Genomic DNA, 14832 nt, shown 5'->3' on the forward strand with positions numbered 1-14832 from the left:
ATCCTCTTCCTTAAATGTTGCTGAATTTTTCTCTGATTTCTACTATCTTGCCACACGTCATAGGGCCTTCCGGACACGGGCCGTTCAAACAATTTGGCCCTGCATGTTTAAATATCAACGGCGCCTTGCCTTTGACCAATCTCAACATTTCAGTTGCCAGCTCCCGGATTTCCCACTGGGCCCTCTCACAACATCTGTGATTGAAAAAGTGGAGAAGTTCCCTGGCGTTCATGGTGGCAATGATCTTTGTTTCACATCCGTTGGGCAATACGTATCTCGCATCTTCTATTGCTGTTTTTTCAGCCTTTCCTTTTGCTGCCTTTTCACTGTCCCCCTGGGCGACATACTCATCGAACCTTTGTTTTTTCAAAATGCCCACCAGCTCATCGTAATACTTCTGGTCACTTTCCATGGCCTTTATATAAATTTCTCTGGCCCTTTCGTCTGCGGCGATCTGGGGCGGAACAATATATTCAAATTGATTTTCCGTTACATACCTTTGAGATTTCTGAGAATAGCTGGCCACCCTGTGTCTCACAAGCTGATGAGTTAGGCTTCTGGATACTCCTTCTATTCCAAACGTAAAGGATACATGCTCTATGGGGGATTCGTGACCCATATCCATCAATTTCGAGAGAAACTTATTGACGCTGGTTTCGTCAAGGCCCCCCAACAACTCCTCTATCCCACCTGGAGAGTAACAAAGTTTTGCAGCAGCCGAGATAATTTTTTCGGGTTCGGGTGTGTGGGCCAGTATTTCTACTTTCAATTTTGCTTCCATATAGCATTCCTCCTGTAATAATTATTTTAAAACAATTATACCATAATATGGCTCTTTTTAATCTATTTGCCCGCCTTATAAAACTGATAAAAATATGTCAAAACATTGCCATTGTAAAGCTTTCTGTTCTTTGTGGCTCTGCGTCCAAAATACCTTTCAAATTCAAGGTGTGCGGTTATTATGTGGGCTGAATAATCCTTTGCATCTTTATATGCTCTCCCAAGATCTTTGTAGAGAGCCTCCACTTCTTTTTTCTCCATCAAACGCTCACCGTACGGAGGATTGGAAACGATCATTCCCTTTCCATGCAATTCACGGATATCTCTTGCGTCTTTGACTCTGAAAACCACCGATTCTCCTACGCCGGCTAACCTTGCATTCTCTTTTGCCGTTTCAATGGATCCGCCGTCCAAGTCCCATCCCTCGATGAACAGCTTCGACTTCTTCGATATGCCACCAGAGTGCTGAAGTTCGGATCTGATTTCATCAAACGCTTCTGCAAATCCGCCCTTCCAATCCTGGGAAGCAAAATCTCTCTTCATTCCCGGTTTGATGTCCAGCGCCAACATCGCCGCTTCTATCGGGATGGTCCCCGATCCGCAAAACGGATCCAAAAACTCCAGTTCAGGTCTCCAACCACTCAATAAAACCATGGCTGCCGCCAAGGTTTCCTTGATAGGCGCTTCATTTCCCTTGGCCCTGTAACCTCTTTTATTAAGCCCGCTGCCGCTTGTATCGAGAAACAGTGAAGCTTGATCTTTTAAAATATTCAAGTGAATGGCCACAGTCGCTCCAGATTCCTCAAGCCATTGGGTTTTATATTTTTTACCCAGCCTGTCCGCAACGGCTTTTTTAACTATTCTTTGGCAATCCGACCTGCTGAACAGTTTTGATTTCACGGAAATCGACTTGGCCACGGGAAAGATGTCCTTTTCGCCTATCCACTTTTCCCAAGGGAGGGATTTGGTTCTTTCATATAGCTCTTCGAATGTGAGACATTCAAAGCTTCCCACCTGGATCAAGACTCTGTCGGCTGTCCTGAGAGATATATTGGCCATTGCCACATCCCGGACGGTCCCCTCAAAGTACACCTTGCCATTGTCCGCTTTGGGTTTGTCGTAACCCAGATTTTGCAACTCTTTTTTTAAGACACCTTCGAGACCAAACGTACACGTTGCCGCCAGAATAAATTTATCATTCATTATTTCCACCGATTTTCAATTCCTTTTCGTCTCTTCCGTATACCCACAAGTATTCAAACCCGGCTGTTTCCAGCTGTCCAATTTGCTTTCCAAGTTTCTTTTTGGCCTTGATGACCGAAACGCAATAGCCGGAATTTCTCAATTCGTCGGCTTTCTCAATAACATTTACGAATTCATCATTCAAATCGTACAGCAATGCGAGCTTTTTCCCATTGTTGCCGACAAATTTTTCTTCTTCCATCATTATTCCAACAATTCTTTCAAACCCAATGGAAAATCCTACAGCCGGCGAGGAATCCTTGGAAAATTTTCCTATCAGGCCGTCGTATCGGCCTCCACCTGCCACCGAGTATCCGTAAGGTCCATAAGATATTTCAAAAATCATGCCGGTATAATATCCCATGCCCCTGACCAAAGTGGGATCGAATACGATCTCGTATTTCCCTCCGGACAGTTTTTCAACGGTTTCGATCGTACTTAACAGATCTTCTGCCGCGCCTCCTGCAATCTCCCCCGAGCGAAGTTTTTCCACATTCAAGCTTTCAGTTGCACTTACAAGTTTTTCGGCTGCCGTAATCCCCTGTGACAATTGTGACAGCTCAGCCAGCACGCCGTCCTTGCCGATCTTATCTTTTTTATCCAGTATAATGCTGACTTGGGAAATGTCGTTTTCAGAATAACCAGCTCCCAAAATCATCCCGGAAAGTATTCTCCTGTCATTGATCTTCACCGTAAAATCGTCGAATCCGATCTGGTTCAAGGCTTTAGCTGTTGTGTCTATAAGCTCCACTTCCGCCTGCCAGCTGTCATCCCCTATTATATCGATGTCGCATTGCTTAAATGACCTGAATCTGCCCTTTTGCGGCCTTTCCGCCCTATAAACGTTGCCTATCTGTATAGATTTAAATGGCATGGAAAGTTTTTGCTGATTATTGGAGTAAAATCTGCTTAGTGGCAAAGTAAGATCGTATCTCAAACCTATATCGCAAATATCCGTAACTGAGGCTTCGCTGTGGAGATCAAGCTTCTCGCCTCTTTTGAGGATCGTGAACAGCATTTTTAAATTTTCTCCGCCTTCACTGTCCAACAAAAGGTCCAACGACTCCAATGCCGGCGTTTCGATCCTTTGAAATCCATGCTTTACGTATGTATCTAAAATTTTTGATTCCAACCTGTCTCTGATTTCCATTTCATCAGGCAGAATGTCTCTGGTCCCTCTCACAGGGTTTGAGTTTTTTGCCATTATAATCCTCCTATCTGCGGGTAGTGCCGCTTGGTCTTTGATCGACCTGCAAGCGGCACCTGTTTAATCTATTTTTATTTTGTGATGAGTCTTCTTGCCTTTTTTTATGATCACACTGCCTCCACTGATTTTTTCAGGCGGCAATTTATAGTCAAGACCTTCCACTTTTTCTCCATCTACCTGTACTCCACCCTGGGTGACCAATCTTCGCCCCTCGCTTTTGGAAGGGACCAATCCGGTTCCAATAAGGATCTCTATAATATCCATTTGTGCTATTTCCGCTGATTTAAATTCGGTAGTGGGCATATCGTCAGAATCGCCTTGCTTAACAAAAAGACTCCTTGCAGTTTGCTGCGCTTTTTCGGCGTCTTCTTCCCCATGAATCATTTTTGTGACTTCGTAAGCAAGAATTTCTTTCGCCTTGTTGATTTCCGCTCCTTCAAGAGACGACAATCTCTCAACTTCATCCATTGGAAGGAAGGTCAACAGGGATAGACATTTTCTGACGTCTGCATCATCGATATTTCTCCAATATTGATAAAAGTCATATGGCGTCGTTTTTTCCGGATCCAGCCATAAAGCGCCCTTTTCGGTTTTTCCCATCTTTTTGCCGTCAGATGTAGTCAGAAGGGAAAAGGTCATCCCGTAAGCCTGTCCCCCGGATTTTCTTCTTATAAGCTCGGTTCCGCCCAAGATATTGGACCACTGGTCATTTCCTCCAAGTTGAAGCTTGCAATTATAATCTTTATATAAAACATAGAAATCATATGATTGCATTATCATGTAATTGAACTCCAAAAACGTCAGCCCTTTTTCCATTCTGCTTTTGTAGCAATCAGCCGCCAGCATTCTGTTTACGGAAAAATGGACCCCTATTTCTCTCAGAAGTTCAACGTAATTAAGCTCCAGCAGCCAATCCGCATTGTCAAGCATCAAGGCCTTACCATCGGAAAAATCCAGAAATTTCTTGAAGACCAACTTGAATTTTTCACCATTGGCCTTTATTTGTTCCCTGGTCAGCATTTTTCTCATATCAGTCTTGTCTGTGGGATCCCCTACCATAGTCGTTCCCCCACCGATCAAGGCGATGGGTCTGTGCCCGTGTTTTTGCATATGAGTCATTACCATTATTTGAAGAAAATGCCCTATATGAAGGCTGTCTGCAGTGGGATCGAATCCTATATAAAATGTTGTAGACTCCTTTCCCAGCATTTCCCTGATTTCATCTTCATGGGTGCATTGCTCTATAAATCCTCTTTCTTTCAACACGTCAAATACATTAGACATATAATTACCTCCTGCAACAAATATTTTGCATAAACTTATATTTTCATTGCGCTTTCCTATACAGCGGCTTCAACTTATATTATACTGTATTGTATATCAATTTTACCGGGAGGAACACCAATGAGCTTTATTATCATAATTGCCATCATTCTTTTGGACCAGTTCAGCAAATACCTGGTTTTGAATCATCTTACGGACATTTCAACCATTCCTCTTTGGGAAGGAGTATTTCACCTTACCTACAGGGAAAACACGGGTGCTGCATTCAGCATTTTTACCGACATGCAGCTTTTTCTTAAAATCATAACGTCTATTTTTGTAGTTTTGTTGTTGATATTCTTGATCAAACACGTCCGTTCCGAAAAAAAATTCACTCTCAAGGCTCTGTCTCTTTCGTTCATCATCGGTGGAGCCGTGGGCAATCTTATAGATAGATTGAGATTCAACTTCGTAGTCGATTTTTTTGATTTCCGACTGATAAACTTTGCGGTCTTCAACGTGGCAGACTCATTTATCGTCATAGGAAGCATCCTGCTGATCATAATTTTGATGCTGGATCCTTCAGACAAGATATTTTAGTTTATTTCTTTTCTTCAATCGAAGTTATAAGCTTTTCAGTTGTCGCTATATGCGTTTCTGCAACGGCTCTTGCTCTTTCCGAGTCTTTGCCTGCAATTGCATCCACAAGCTGATTGTGTTCTTCTATCAGTTGCTGGGTGCTTTTAATTTTTGTAAAGTAGGCAACTCTGAACCGTTGGACCTGTTCCCGCAAAGAACTAATCAATTGAATAAGCTTTTTATTTTTAGATGTTCGGTACATAACGTCATGAAAGTCAGAATCGAAGTTGATAAGTTTTACCACGTCCTGTTCATTGGCGGCGCTTTTAAACTTCTCTACGATGTCTTTTAGTTCCTCAACATCTTTTTCAGTGGCATTCCTGGCGGCTAGTGAAGCGGCCAAACCTTCAAGTACCGCTCTTATCTCCAAAACTTCCTTGACGTCTTCGCTGGAAAGCCCTGCAACATACGCTCCCTTTCTCGGGACCATAACCACCAAACCTTCAAGTTCCAGTTTCCGGATCGCTTCTCTGACGGGCGTTCTGCTCACACCCATTTGGTCAGCCAACTGAACTTCCATCAGTCTCTGTCCCGGCTTGAAGTCGCCGTTGATTATGGCTTCTCTCATGGTAGTAAAAACGATCTCTCTCAAAGGTTTGTACGTATCCATATCTATTTTTAAAAAATTATCCATCAGGGGTATCACTCCTTGTCTTTTCTATTTTTGGCAGGTCTTCGCCAAATGCACTTCTTTATATATCGATCTGAAATGTCTCAAAGCCCTTTCAGCATCGCCTTTATCTCTGTAAAGCCCATATACCGTCGGTCCGCTGCCACTCATCAAGGAAGCTTTTGCTCCACGATTCAGAATTTCCGATTTGATTTTTGACAGCTCCGGAAATGCCTCGAATGCAGGGGCCTCAAAAACATTGCCAAGATTTTTTTCGATTCCGTCCAGATCTCCCGTTCTGATCGCAAGGCACATAGCTTCGTTGTTGGGATGATTCTTAATTTCATCAACGATAATATTGGAATACGCCCATCCTGTCGAGATCGAAAAGTCCGGTTTTACCAAAAGTACGTAGTATTCAGGCAAATTGCCCAGATCAGTCAATACGTCCCCGATGCCTTCGGCCAATTTCGTTCCACCCAAAATGCAGTAAGGAACATCGGCACCAATAGCTCTTCCCATCCCCAGCATGAGATCCCTGTCCATTTTCAAATCCCATAATTCATCCAAGGCTTTTAAAACTCCTGCGGCATTGGCAGATCCTCCCGCAAGGCCCGCTTCCAAAGGTATCCGTTTGTCTATACGAATTCGCACCCCCTGCTGGATTTTAAAATGTCCTCTTACCATATCAGCCGCCTTGTAAGCCAGATTTGATCCATCGCAAGGGATCCTTGGGTCTGAGCACTCCACTGTGATTTCACCGCCTGCTTCATCTATATGGATCTTGTCGCACAAGTCAACGGTCTGCATGACCATGGAAAGATCATGATATCCATCTTCTCTTTTTCTTATTATGTCGAGAGTCAGGTTTATTTTAGCCGGTGTTCTTACACTTATATTTTTCATGATTACCTCATTTGTTTTTGTAATATTGTATACTTAATCCACATATATGATACTACCTTATGTAATATTCACTGTCAACAAATATGTCCTTGTTATAGCATTACCGCTTCTCCCGAATGAAGCAAGTATAGATACGCTTCCGCGACTTTGGCATTTGTGGATTTTTCTATCGCTCGCCTATAGAATTCGATTTGAGTCCTGTAATTCTCAATTTTTTCATGTTTTGACTCTTCACTGCTGAAATAATCGCTTTTATAATCCACCAGGATCCATTGACCTTCCTCCTTAAAAAAGCAATCTATCATTCCCTGGATCAAAATCGGTTCACCTTCGAAGTTTTCTTTAGCAAATTCTTTTGGGTCCATTTTCAAAGTGAATCTTTTCTCCCTGTTGATTTCATCAGAGGCCAATAGCCTCCTTCCCAGCGGGTCTTGAAAGAAATTTCCGATGGCTTGAAGGTTTATCACATGTGAAATTTCTTTGGTTATCATTCCGTCAACTTCCATTTGCCCCAACTGAAGGTTTAATTCCGATTGGACATCAACTGCGTTTTTCAGTCTTGAAATATCCAGATTCTGCAAAACATAGTGGTTTGCACTTCCTATCTCGGTCGCACTTTTTTTCTTGATACTCTGCAAGAATACAGGTTTTCTGATCTCTTCCGAAGGATCTGCAAGCTCTCCTGTTTGCAAAAATCTTTTTATGGCGGAAACAGATATCTTTGCAGGCAACTTCATCTTTTCCAATTCCTGATAATTCCATTGAAGTCTCCTTTTTATTTCTTCGGAAATCTTCAAGTCCGCATTCACGATTTTCTCAAAGTGGTCGGCCACCTCCGTCAAGTACTTTTCTTTTATCTGTTGGTAGTTGTAGATATTGCCTTTGTCGATCAATTGTACCTTATAATCATCATTTTCATAAATCATATTGTCGAATTCAAATCCCTCATTACCGCTCATCAAAGATCCCATTATCCAATCAAGGTAATTGGAACTCTTTGAAACGCCGAAAGGAGTGATTTCTCTCTTCCATTTTTCCAGCCTGGCAAGGGCATTTGAAACAGTGCCTATCATTATAAGCTTGTTTTGAGCCCTGGTCATGGCCACATATAAAACTCTCATTTCCTCGGAAATTATTTCAAGAAGAGTCTTTTCCTTTACTATGCTTTTGAACAATGTCTCGCAATATCTTCTTTCATTTATATTTATATAGTCGGGACATATTCCCAGGTCTTTATGGAGGATCAGCGAGGCGCTGGTGTCCCGGGTATTGAATTTTTTACCCAAACCTCCAATGAATACGACCGGAAACTCCAAACCCTTGCTCTTATGTATGCTCATAACCCGCACGACGTTATCCATGGGCCCCAGCACTTTTGCAGTAGACAAATCAGTATCCGTATTTTTAAGTTCTTTGACAAACCTGACAAAATTAAACAATCCTCTTAGGGATGATTCACTGAAATCTTTGGCTTTGTCAACGAGCATCCTTAAATTGGCCTGACGCTGCACTCCTCCGACGAGCGCCCCCACATAACTGTAATAATCAGTTTCAATCAAAACATTCCATAAAAACTTGTCTATGGATATCACCGCAGACTGTTTTTTCCAAATCTCAATTTTCTCTGTCATGGCCGCAATGGCCGCTCCGAGCCCGTCTTTGTGATCCTCCTTGTATGCGTACGCACCATCTCGAAAGCTTAATTCGGGATAAGCCGTTCTTATCTCCACCAAATCTTCGATTTTAAAGCCAAAAAAAGGCGACCTCATTACAGACATAAACAAGGCATCCTGCCTGGTATTGTCAATAATCGAAAGGAGATCCATGACCATGCTTATTTCCAGAGTGTCAAAATACCCCGCCCCCGACTGTGCATACACCGGTATACCAGCTTCCGACAACACTTCCTGGTAAACTTTCGCCTCGGCTTTTGCAGCCCTGAGCAGAATGACCATATCTTTAAACTCGATTTTTCTGTATTTTTTATTCTTTGCATCATACACATCAGTTCCCAGCGTTTCTTTTATCTTCTGAGCCACCAATCGAGCTTCATACTCGAGATTAGTCAAATCTTCAATTTCAATATCACTTTCTTCTTCCGGATCACTCTCACTTTCCCTGTGTTCTTCAACGGAACTTCCTAATAGAAATATTTCTGTTTTATCATCGATTCTGTCTGGAATTGCGGATCCTTTATATAATTTTTCATTTTCGTCGTAATCAATTTCCCCTGCATATGAACTCATCACTTTTTCAAAAACACTGTTGATCGTATTTATTACCCTGTCCGAACTTCTAAAATTTGTGTTTAAATGTATGACTTCACAGGAACTTTGATCAGAGTTTAAATACTCTTTGCTTCTTTTGATAAATATCGTCGGATCCGACAGTCTGAATCTGTATATGCTTTGTTTCACGTCCCCCACCAGAAAAAGATTGTCGGATCTCATTATCTTTTCCGCCAAGTCATTTTGGATTTGATTGCTGTCCTGAAATTCGTCTATAAAAATGTACGAATATTCTTTTTTCATTTCCTTTGCCACATTTGCATCATCCAATATTGCAAGCGCGAAATGCTCAAGATCATTAAAATCCATAAGTCCTTTATCCAACTTCAAACTTGAATATTCATTGCTGAATTTCTCTGCAAGACCATTCAGATACCTTATTGTTGGTTCCATTTCGTTTATGTTCTCAATCATTGTTTCGGGCTTTTCATACCCGACCATGGTTTGAAGCGACTTGACTATTTCTTTTGATTCATTTCTCCTTTGAACGATCTCGCTCTTCAAGTTTTCTTTTTCAGTCTTGATAGTCAGGCGCGCAAAAACAGCCGTATCCAATAAAAATCTGAACTTTTCAAATCCTTTGTCTAGAGATTTTGTCAAAGCCACAATCTGGTTTATTTCATCTTCTATTATTTGTTCTGCTTTTGAACCGTTCTCCAATCCCAAAATCATGGTTCGAGCCTTTTTCAACAAGCCCATGGCGTGATCTAACCTTATCGTGGCGATCTCTTTGAATGTCTCGTAAATTTCACTGTTGTTGAAATCCATTAGATCCATGGAAAACCTGCCCAAATTCTCTTCGCTCCAGATTTGAGGTTTTGGTCTGTTTATGGTGAAGTTGTAATAGGCTTCAATGACCTCGCGCAGCTTTTGATCTCTTCTGCCTTCACCAAAACTTTCCAGGGTATTGATGAAATCCACATCTCCCGATTCATATTCACTATCAAGGATATTGTCCATGGCCCTCTGTTTCAAAATTGACAGCACAGTTTCGTTGCCGATTTTGAGACTTGAATCTATCCCTATGACGTGGGAGTATCGTCTTACCACATTTGAACAAAATGAATGTATCGTACTTATTGAGGCAAATGGCAGCGCACTTATCTGCCTGCTGATATACGCTCTCTCCGCTCCTTCTGCATTTGAAAGTTTATCTGACAATGTACTGCTGATCCTGTGTTTCATTTCTTCGGCAGCAGCCTTCGTAAATGTCACCACAAGCAAACGCTCCACTTCGACTCTGTCATCGATTATCAACCTTATTATTCTTTCTACCAGTACGGCCGTCTTTCCCGAGCCCGCTGCTGCGGAAACCAAAAGGTTTTTGTTTCTGATTTCAATTGCAGATTCTTGCGCACCTGTCCATCTAGTCATTGTTTCCACCACCTAAGATCATTTCAACAACTTCAGAATCCTTCAAAGCTTTTTTATACCTGAAATTGTTTCCACCGAATTTTTTATCAAACTGACAGATCGTTTTATATTCACAATACAGACAGGCTTCCCTGCTTCCATTTTTTACTGGTTCAATTGCAATATTTCCATTGACTATTTCTTTTCCCATGATTTCAGCAGACTTCAAAGCATGCTCCACAAGCCCTTTGAACACATCTTCCTCGATCAGCCCCTTGTTGGATTTTGCGAAATCTCCATCCTTCTTGATTTTGCAATTAATAACATCTTCGTCTTCAAGGTTCTTGTCCATGGCTCGTGCAACGTGGATTTCTTTTAGCAGCAGACCTTTTAATCTTAATACTTTTCTGATTTTTTTATTTATGTCCTCCATATCTTCTTTTGAAGCTCGAATCATCGGATCATCCAATTTGAAGTAAAAAGCTCCTGCCGGCAAGTATCCCCTATCTATCTCAAGGCAAACACCAAGATAAATCAATAGTTGCAGTGACAAGCCATAATATACGTCTTTTAAATCGAAAGACTTTTCTCCGGTCTTGTAGTCTATGATCTTGACGTATGTTTTGTCCCCGTCCCTATAGACATCCACCCTGTCGATCCTTCCTTCTAAAACCATTTGCATATTTCTGTCATAGCTGAAATTGACTTCTTTCAGAGATTGGTTTTCTCCAAATGAAGCTTCCGTCTTTAATATTTCAAACTCTCCTTTTGACAAATGATATGTCAGTGTTTCAATTGCCCTGTCCATGAGTCTTGCAAGATAATCTCCAAGATACTTGTACCTTCCGGAACTTAAAAACACACCTTCCTTGTAGCTTTCTGTTTTTTCGGCAAGGATCTGCCTGCATAAATTGCGTCTTAGATCTTCCTCAACGTCCACCCAACGAATATCGAGTTCTTCAAGCTTCTCCGAGTACTGCTGTATGGCATCATGAAGAAGCTGCCCCATATCAGGTATGGACACCTCGTAGATCTTTCTCTCCCTGGGTTTAAGTCCATATCTGACAAAATATTTAAAAGGACACTGGGCATACGTTTCAAGACCTGTCACACTATTTTTCAATTTTTTACCGTAAATGTTTTTGATTTGTTTTTCAGTTAGGTCAGGAACCCTGTTTTCCCACGTCATCGCGTCGGTTATCTTGGAAGTTATAGCCGTCCACGCCGGATTTTCAGCATACCATTTGTACACTTGATCCCAATATGCATTTGAAGGATCTTCATTTGAGTCGACAGCTTTCCTGTAATAAGCCACCATATGCCTGAAACTGCCTTCTTGATTGGAAATCAAGTCAAGATCTTCTTCAAAATCTGCTTCTATGACTGCCTCCGGGAAAATTTCCTCGATCCTCTCTGCAAAACTGGACGGTCTAAGAGAATTCCCTTCAAAATCAGCCAAGGGATAACTAAAATAAATCTTGTTTTCGACTTGCCCAAGCAACAGATTGAAAAGATAGCGCTCCTGTACTGACTGATATCTTCGGTCATCGCGCATGTTGACTTTTCCTTTTTCTTCCATCTCCTTCATCTCAAGAGAAGTAAACAATCCTCCTTCGGATATCTCTCCAGGAAGTACACCTTCGTTCAAGCCCACAATAAAAAGGACTTTAATACTGTTTTGTCTTGATCTTTTTACATCACCTACAACTATCTCATCACTATATGAGGGCAAAATCCCCAGTTCTGCGGATTCCAAACCTGACGAAATCACATCGGTATATTCTTTTATTCCGGTTTTCTCGTTTCCGAAAATTTCTACGATTTCGTCCATCAAATCGATTATCTTGTTGAAAATCTGCTTGTTCTCAGCGCTATGCTCCAAATCTCCGCTTTCTACCAGGTCACTGGACAAAGCATTTGTTTTTTCCATGCATTTGTTTTCTTCCATGTATTCGAAAAGAGCAGTGGTAATGTGGGCATATGTTGGATTTTTTTTGATTTTTTCCCTAAATGTCTCAAGAGGGGTTATAACCTCTTTTCTCATTTGATTCAATTCTTCCAAGTCATAGCTCATTTTGGAATCATTCTTATAGAAGTCTTCCAACCACTGTTTTCCCTTGATTCCGAATCTAAGACAGTAATTCTCCAAAATTTCATATCTGTCCCATGTCAACTTGGTAAAACCCGACTTTATCATGGAGAAGACATCATCGTATCTGAAATTGTTTGCCAGGGATTTTAAACTGCTTGCAATAAACAATGAAAGGGGTTTGTCCGAAACAGATCTCTTTACATCCAAAAAACAGGACATTCCGTATTCCTCAAAGGTCCTTTTTATTAGAAATCCATATCCTGTCAAGTCATTGGATATTACCCCGATGTCTTTGTACTTGTAGCCTTGATCTCTTGTCAATCTGGTAATTTCCGTACAGACGTTGTCTATCTCCCTGTATACATTTTGGGACTGGGTCAGTTTAATATTTTCAGGTTTTTCACTATATTTTGCAAAAGGATATGAAAAAAATTCGTTTTTGAGATGGTTTATATCTGTTAGCTTTGTATTTTCCGACTCAAATGCCCCGATTTTGATTTCAACTTGTGCATTTTTGAACTTTTCCAGGGTATTTTTATTTATTTCGTAAATTTCTCTGGTAGGATCCGACTCATCTCCGTAAAGATCGAGAATTACCGAAACTTTTTTTGCATTCATAGCCAATGTAATTATCAGTTCATTGATCTGTCCGGTGAAGGTATGGAATCCGTTGATCCAAATCTTTGACTTTTTTATGTATTCACTACCTTTTGCCTTTTCAATTGCCTTGTTTATCTTTCCTTCCGTATCTATAAAACCGTTGCCCAAATACTTTTCATAAGCATTCATGATCATGTGCATATCGTGGAGCTTTCTATCCAGTATCCCTGTGGGATCACTATTTTCATCGATGCCTGGGACCGATTCGATTTCGATCATGTTTTCTTTGAATGTCCTGATCATGTTTTCCACATCATCCACAAAACCATTCTTGTTGGTCATGGCCCCAAAAATCTTAAGATCGTCCTTTAGATTTCGCAAGATTTTTTTGATGATCATTTTTTTGCCAGTCGAGGTAACGACCGCCTTTTCAGGCTCGAAGGATTCATCGCTCAAGTTTTCCACCAACCTTGAAAAACTTATGACTTCCAGCCTAAAAACACCTTGGAGCTCAAGAGTTTCCATCAACTCTTTTTCCGCTTCCAAGGTATACTGATCAGGCACGATCAACATCAGGTTCTCTTCTCCATTATTCAGAGATTCCCTGATCTGTTTATACATTTCCTTGATTTTCCCACTTCCGTTTTTGCCTATTAAAATTTCAAGCATCCAAATCAACTCCAAACGTCATAATCAGGTCAGTAAAGGATCTTGCCGAGAAAAGTCTCCCCTATCTCCAAGGCTCCTACCGGACATAATTCCTGACAGCAGAAACATCTTATGCATGTTTTTCTGTCAAACACCGGGACCAGCTTCCCGCCTTTGTCGGTCATTGTTATGACCTTTGGTTTTTCAGGACAAACCTGGGCACATCTCTCACAGCTTATACATTTTTCATGTATCAACTTGGGATAAGGTGCTATAAGGCTCTTGATAAATGCCATGCCCCTTGAATCACCAAATATCTCATTTGTCGATCTGATTTTCTTGAAATCAGACACTTTCAAGTCGTCAACGGACATGCCCGCCACTTCTATATCTTCAGGCAAAACTTTTCCCCAATCGGTTTCAAAGGCAATTTTATACTGGGGTATCTCCCTGGGGTCGTCATAGCCTATCAATCTTAACGCAATTGAATCTACAGCCGTTATTGATTCCCCCATGATGACGGCATTCATTTTTTTTGCCGTTCCACTTTTAGGGCCGTTTCCCTCCATGGCAACTATCCCGTCCATTATTGCAAATTTTGTTTCAACTACCTTGTTCAAGTCTAAAAGCATTCTGGCAAAGTTGTTGCTGTTGTTCATTCTGGTATGCCACAGTGCCTTTTGGGTTCCCGGTACGCAACCGAATTGATTTTTAACCGCTCCGGTAAAATACATCATCCCATGGGTTTTCAGTTTGGGAAGAGAGATCAAAACATCACTTTCAACCGCCACCTTGGCTACTTCCCAATTCTTTACAAGCAGCGAATCCTTTAATGTCATGTTTACTTTATCCGTAAAATCGTCAAATTTCACTCCATACTTGTTTGCAACATCTAAAAGACCCGCCTTTTGAGCCGCTCTTTCAGCCGAACCAAATCCCGGAGAGTCTCCAAAGACGATTTTGTCGGAATAGTCTTTCAATACCCTGATGACACCTTCAAAAAAAAGATAATTTGTTACTACTGGAGAGTACTTGTCCTCTACAGACAACAAGTTGGGTTTGAGCAAAACTTTTGAATCCGGCGATATCAATCTCCTGATATACGATTCCCCTCCCAGTAGTTCAAATCCTTCTCTGATTTTTTTCTCAATTGCAATCGGATCATATTCTTCACATTTCAGCAGAGCTACTCTGTCTTTCATTA

10 protein-coding genes are annotated in these 14832 nt (G+C 41.2%); 1 reads left to right on the top strand and 9 read right to left on the bottom strand.

Going from position 1 to position 14832, the window contains the following annotated elements:
* Window positions 1-10 precede the first annotated feature (10 nt).
* The 4 genes from thyX to tyrS all read right to left on the bottom strand — a co-directional run bounded on the left by thyX (window position 11) and on the right by tyrS (window position 4513).
* Window positions 11-781: an FAD-dependent thymidylate synthase gene (thyX, locus tag IWB18_RS02580; RefSeq protein WP_195682033.1), complete on the bottom strand. Its 771-nt coding sequence runs from the start codon at window positions 779-781 to the stop codon at window positions 11-13.
* 62 nt (window positions 782-843) lie between these two features.
* Window positions 844-1983, bottom strand: a complete 1140-nt coding sequence (locus IWB18_RS02585; protein WP_195682034.1) for a THUMP domain-containing class I SAM-dependent RNA methyltransferase — start codon at window positions 1981-1983, stop codon at window positions 844-846.
* Window positions 1976-3226 carry a histidine--tRNA ligase gene (hisS, locus tag IWB18_RS02590; RefSeq protein WP_195682035.1) on the bottom strand — a complete coding sequence of 417 codons (1251 nt, stop codon included), beginning with the start codon at window positions 3224-3226 and terminating at the stop codon, window positions 1976-1978. Before hisS ends, IWB18_RS02585 begins: the two co-directional genes overlap by 8 nt.
* A gap of 63 nt (window positions 3227-3289) precedes the next feature.
* Window positions 3290-4513: a tyrosine--tRNA ligase gene (gene tyrS, locus IWB18_RS02595; protein WP_195682036.1), complete on the bottom strand. Its 1224-nt coding sequence runs from the start codon at window positions 4511-4513 to the stop codon at window positions 3290-3292.
* A gap of 120 nt (window positions 4514-4633) precedes the next feature.
* Here tyrS and lspA point away from each other — a divergent pair, with 120 nt between their 5' ends.
* Window positions 4634-5092, top strand: a complete 459-nt coding sequence (gene lspA, locus IWB18_RS02600) for a signal peptidase II (protein WP_195682037.1) — start codon at window positions 4634-4636, stop codon at window positions 5090-5092.
* Between the two features lies 1 nt (window position 5093).
* Here the strand turns inward: lspA and IWB18_RS02605 are convergent, their stop codons facing one another.
* The 5 genes from IWB18_RS02605 to IWB18_RS02625 all read right to left on the bottom strand — a co-directional run bounded on the left by IWB18_RS02605 (window position 5094) and on the right by IWB18_RS02625 (window position 14830).
* The gene (locus IWB18_RS02605; RefSeq protein ID WP_195682038.1) at window positions 5094-5765 is read right to left on the bottom strand and encodes a GntR family transcriptional regulator; all 672 of its coding nucleotides are present in this window, start codon (window positions 5763-5765) and stop codon (window positions 5094-5096) included.
* 24 nt (window positions 5766-5789) lie between these two features.
* Entirely contained in the window at window positions 5790-6647 is an 858-nt protein-coding gene (gene ispE / locus IWB18_RS02610) for a 4-(cytidine 5'-diphospho)-2-C-methyl-D-erythritol kinase (RefSeq protein WP_195682039.1), read from the bottom strand.
* Window positions 6648-6739: 92 nt separating this feature from the next.
* Window positions 6740-10309 (bottom strand): helicase-exonuclease AddAB subunit AddA, encoded by a 3570-nt coding sequence (addA, locus tag IWB18_RS02615; RefSeq protein ID WP_195682040.1) that lies wholly within the window; start codon window positions 10307-10309, stop codon window positions 6740-6742.
* Complete coding sequence (locus tag IWB18_RS02620) at window positions 10302-13649, bottom strand: PD-(D/E)XK nuclease family protein (protein ID WP_195682041.1); 3348 nt, start codon at window positions 13647-13649, stop codon at window positions 10302-10304. The genes addA and IWB18_RS02620 overlap by 8 nt, the downstream gene beginning before the upstream one ends.
* 29 nt (window positions 13650-13678) lie before the next feature.
* The gene (locus IWB18_RS02625) at window positions 13679-14830 is read right to left on the bottom strand and encodes a DUF362 domain-containing protein (protein ID WP_195682042.1); all 1152 of its coding nucleotides are present in this window, start codon (window positions 14828-14830) and stop codon (window positions 13679-13681) included.
* Between the last annotated feature and the right edge of the window lie 2 nt (window positions 14831-14832).

Origin of the sequence: Alkalibacter mobilis, from assembly GCF_015594845.1 — a bacterium.
GTDB lineage: Bacteria > Bacillota > Clostridia > Eubacteriales > Alkalibacteraceae > Alkalibacter > Alkalibacter mobilis.

Coding starts and splice junctions, on each gene's coding strand:
- thyX (WP_195682033.1), bottom strand. CDS start 781: ATGGAAGCAAAATTGAAAGTAGAAATACTGGCCCACACACCCGAACCC.
- IWB18_RS02585 (WP_195682034.1), bottom strand. CDS start 1,983: ATGAATGATAAATTTATTCTGGCGGCAACGTGTACGTTTGGTCTCGAA.
- hisS (WP_195682035.1), bottom strand. CDS start 3,226: ATGGCAAAAAACTCAAACCCTGTGAGAGGGACCAGAGACATTCTGCCT.
- tyrS (WP_195682036.1), bottom strand. CDS start 4,513: ATGTCTAATGTATTTGACGTGTTGAAAGAAAGAGGATTTATAGAGCAA.
- lspA (WP_195682037.1), top strand. CDS start 4,634: ATGAGCTTTATTATCATAATTGCCATCATTCTTTTGGACCAGTTCAGC.
- IWB18_RS02605 (WP_195682038.1), bottom strand. CDS start 5,765: ATGGATAATTTTTTAAAAATAGATATGGATACGTACAAACCTTTGAGA.
- ispE (WP_195682039.1), bottom strand. CDS start 6,647: ATGAAAAATATAAGTGTAAGAACACCGGCTAAAATAAACCTGACTCTC.
- addA (WP_195682040.1), bottom strand. CDS start 10,309: ATGACTAGATGGACAGGTGCGCAAGAATCTGCAATTGAAATCAGAAAC.
- IWB18_RS02620 (WP_195682041.1), bottom strand. CDS start 13,649: ATGCTTGAAATTTTAATAGGCAAAAACGGAAGTGGGAAAATCAAGGAA.
- IWB18_RS02625 (WP_195682042.1), bottom strand. CDS start 14,830: ATGAAAGACAGAGTAGCTCTGCTGAAATGTGAAGAATATGATCCGATT.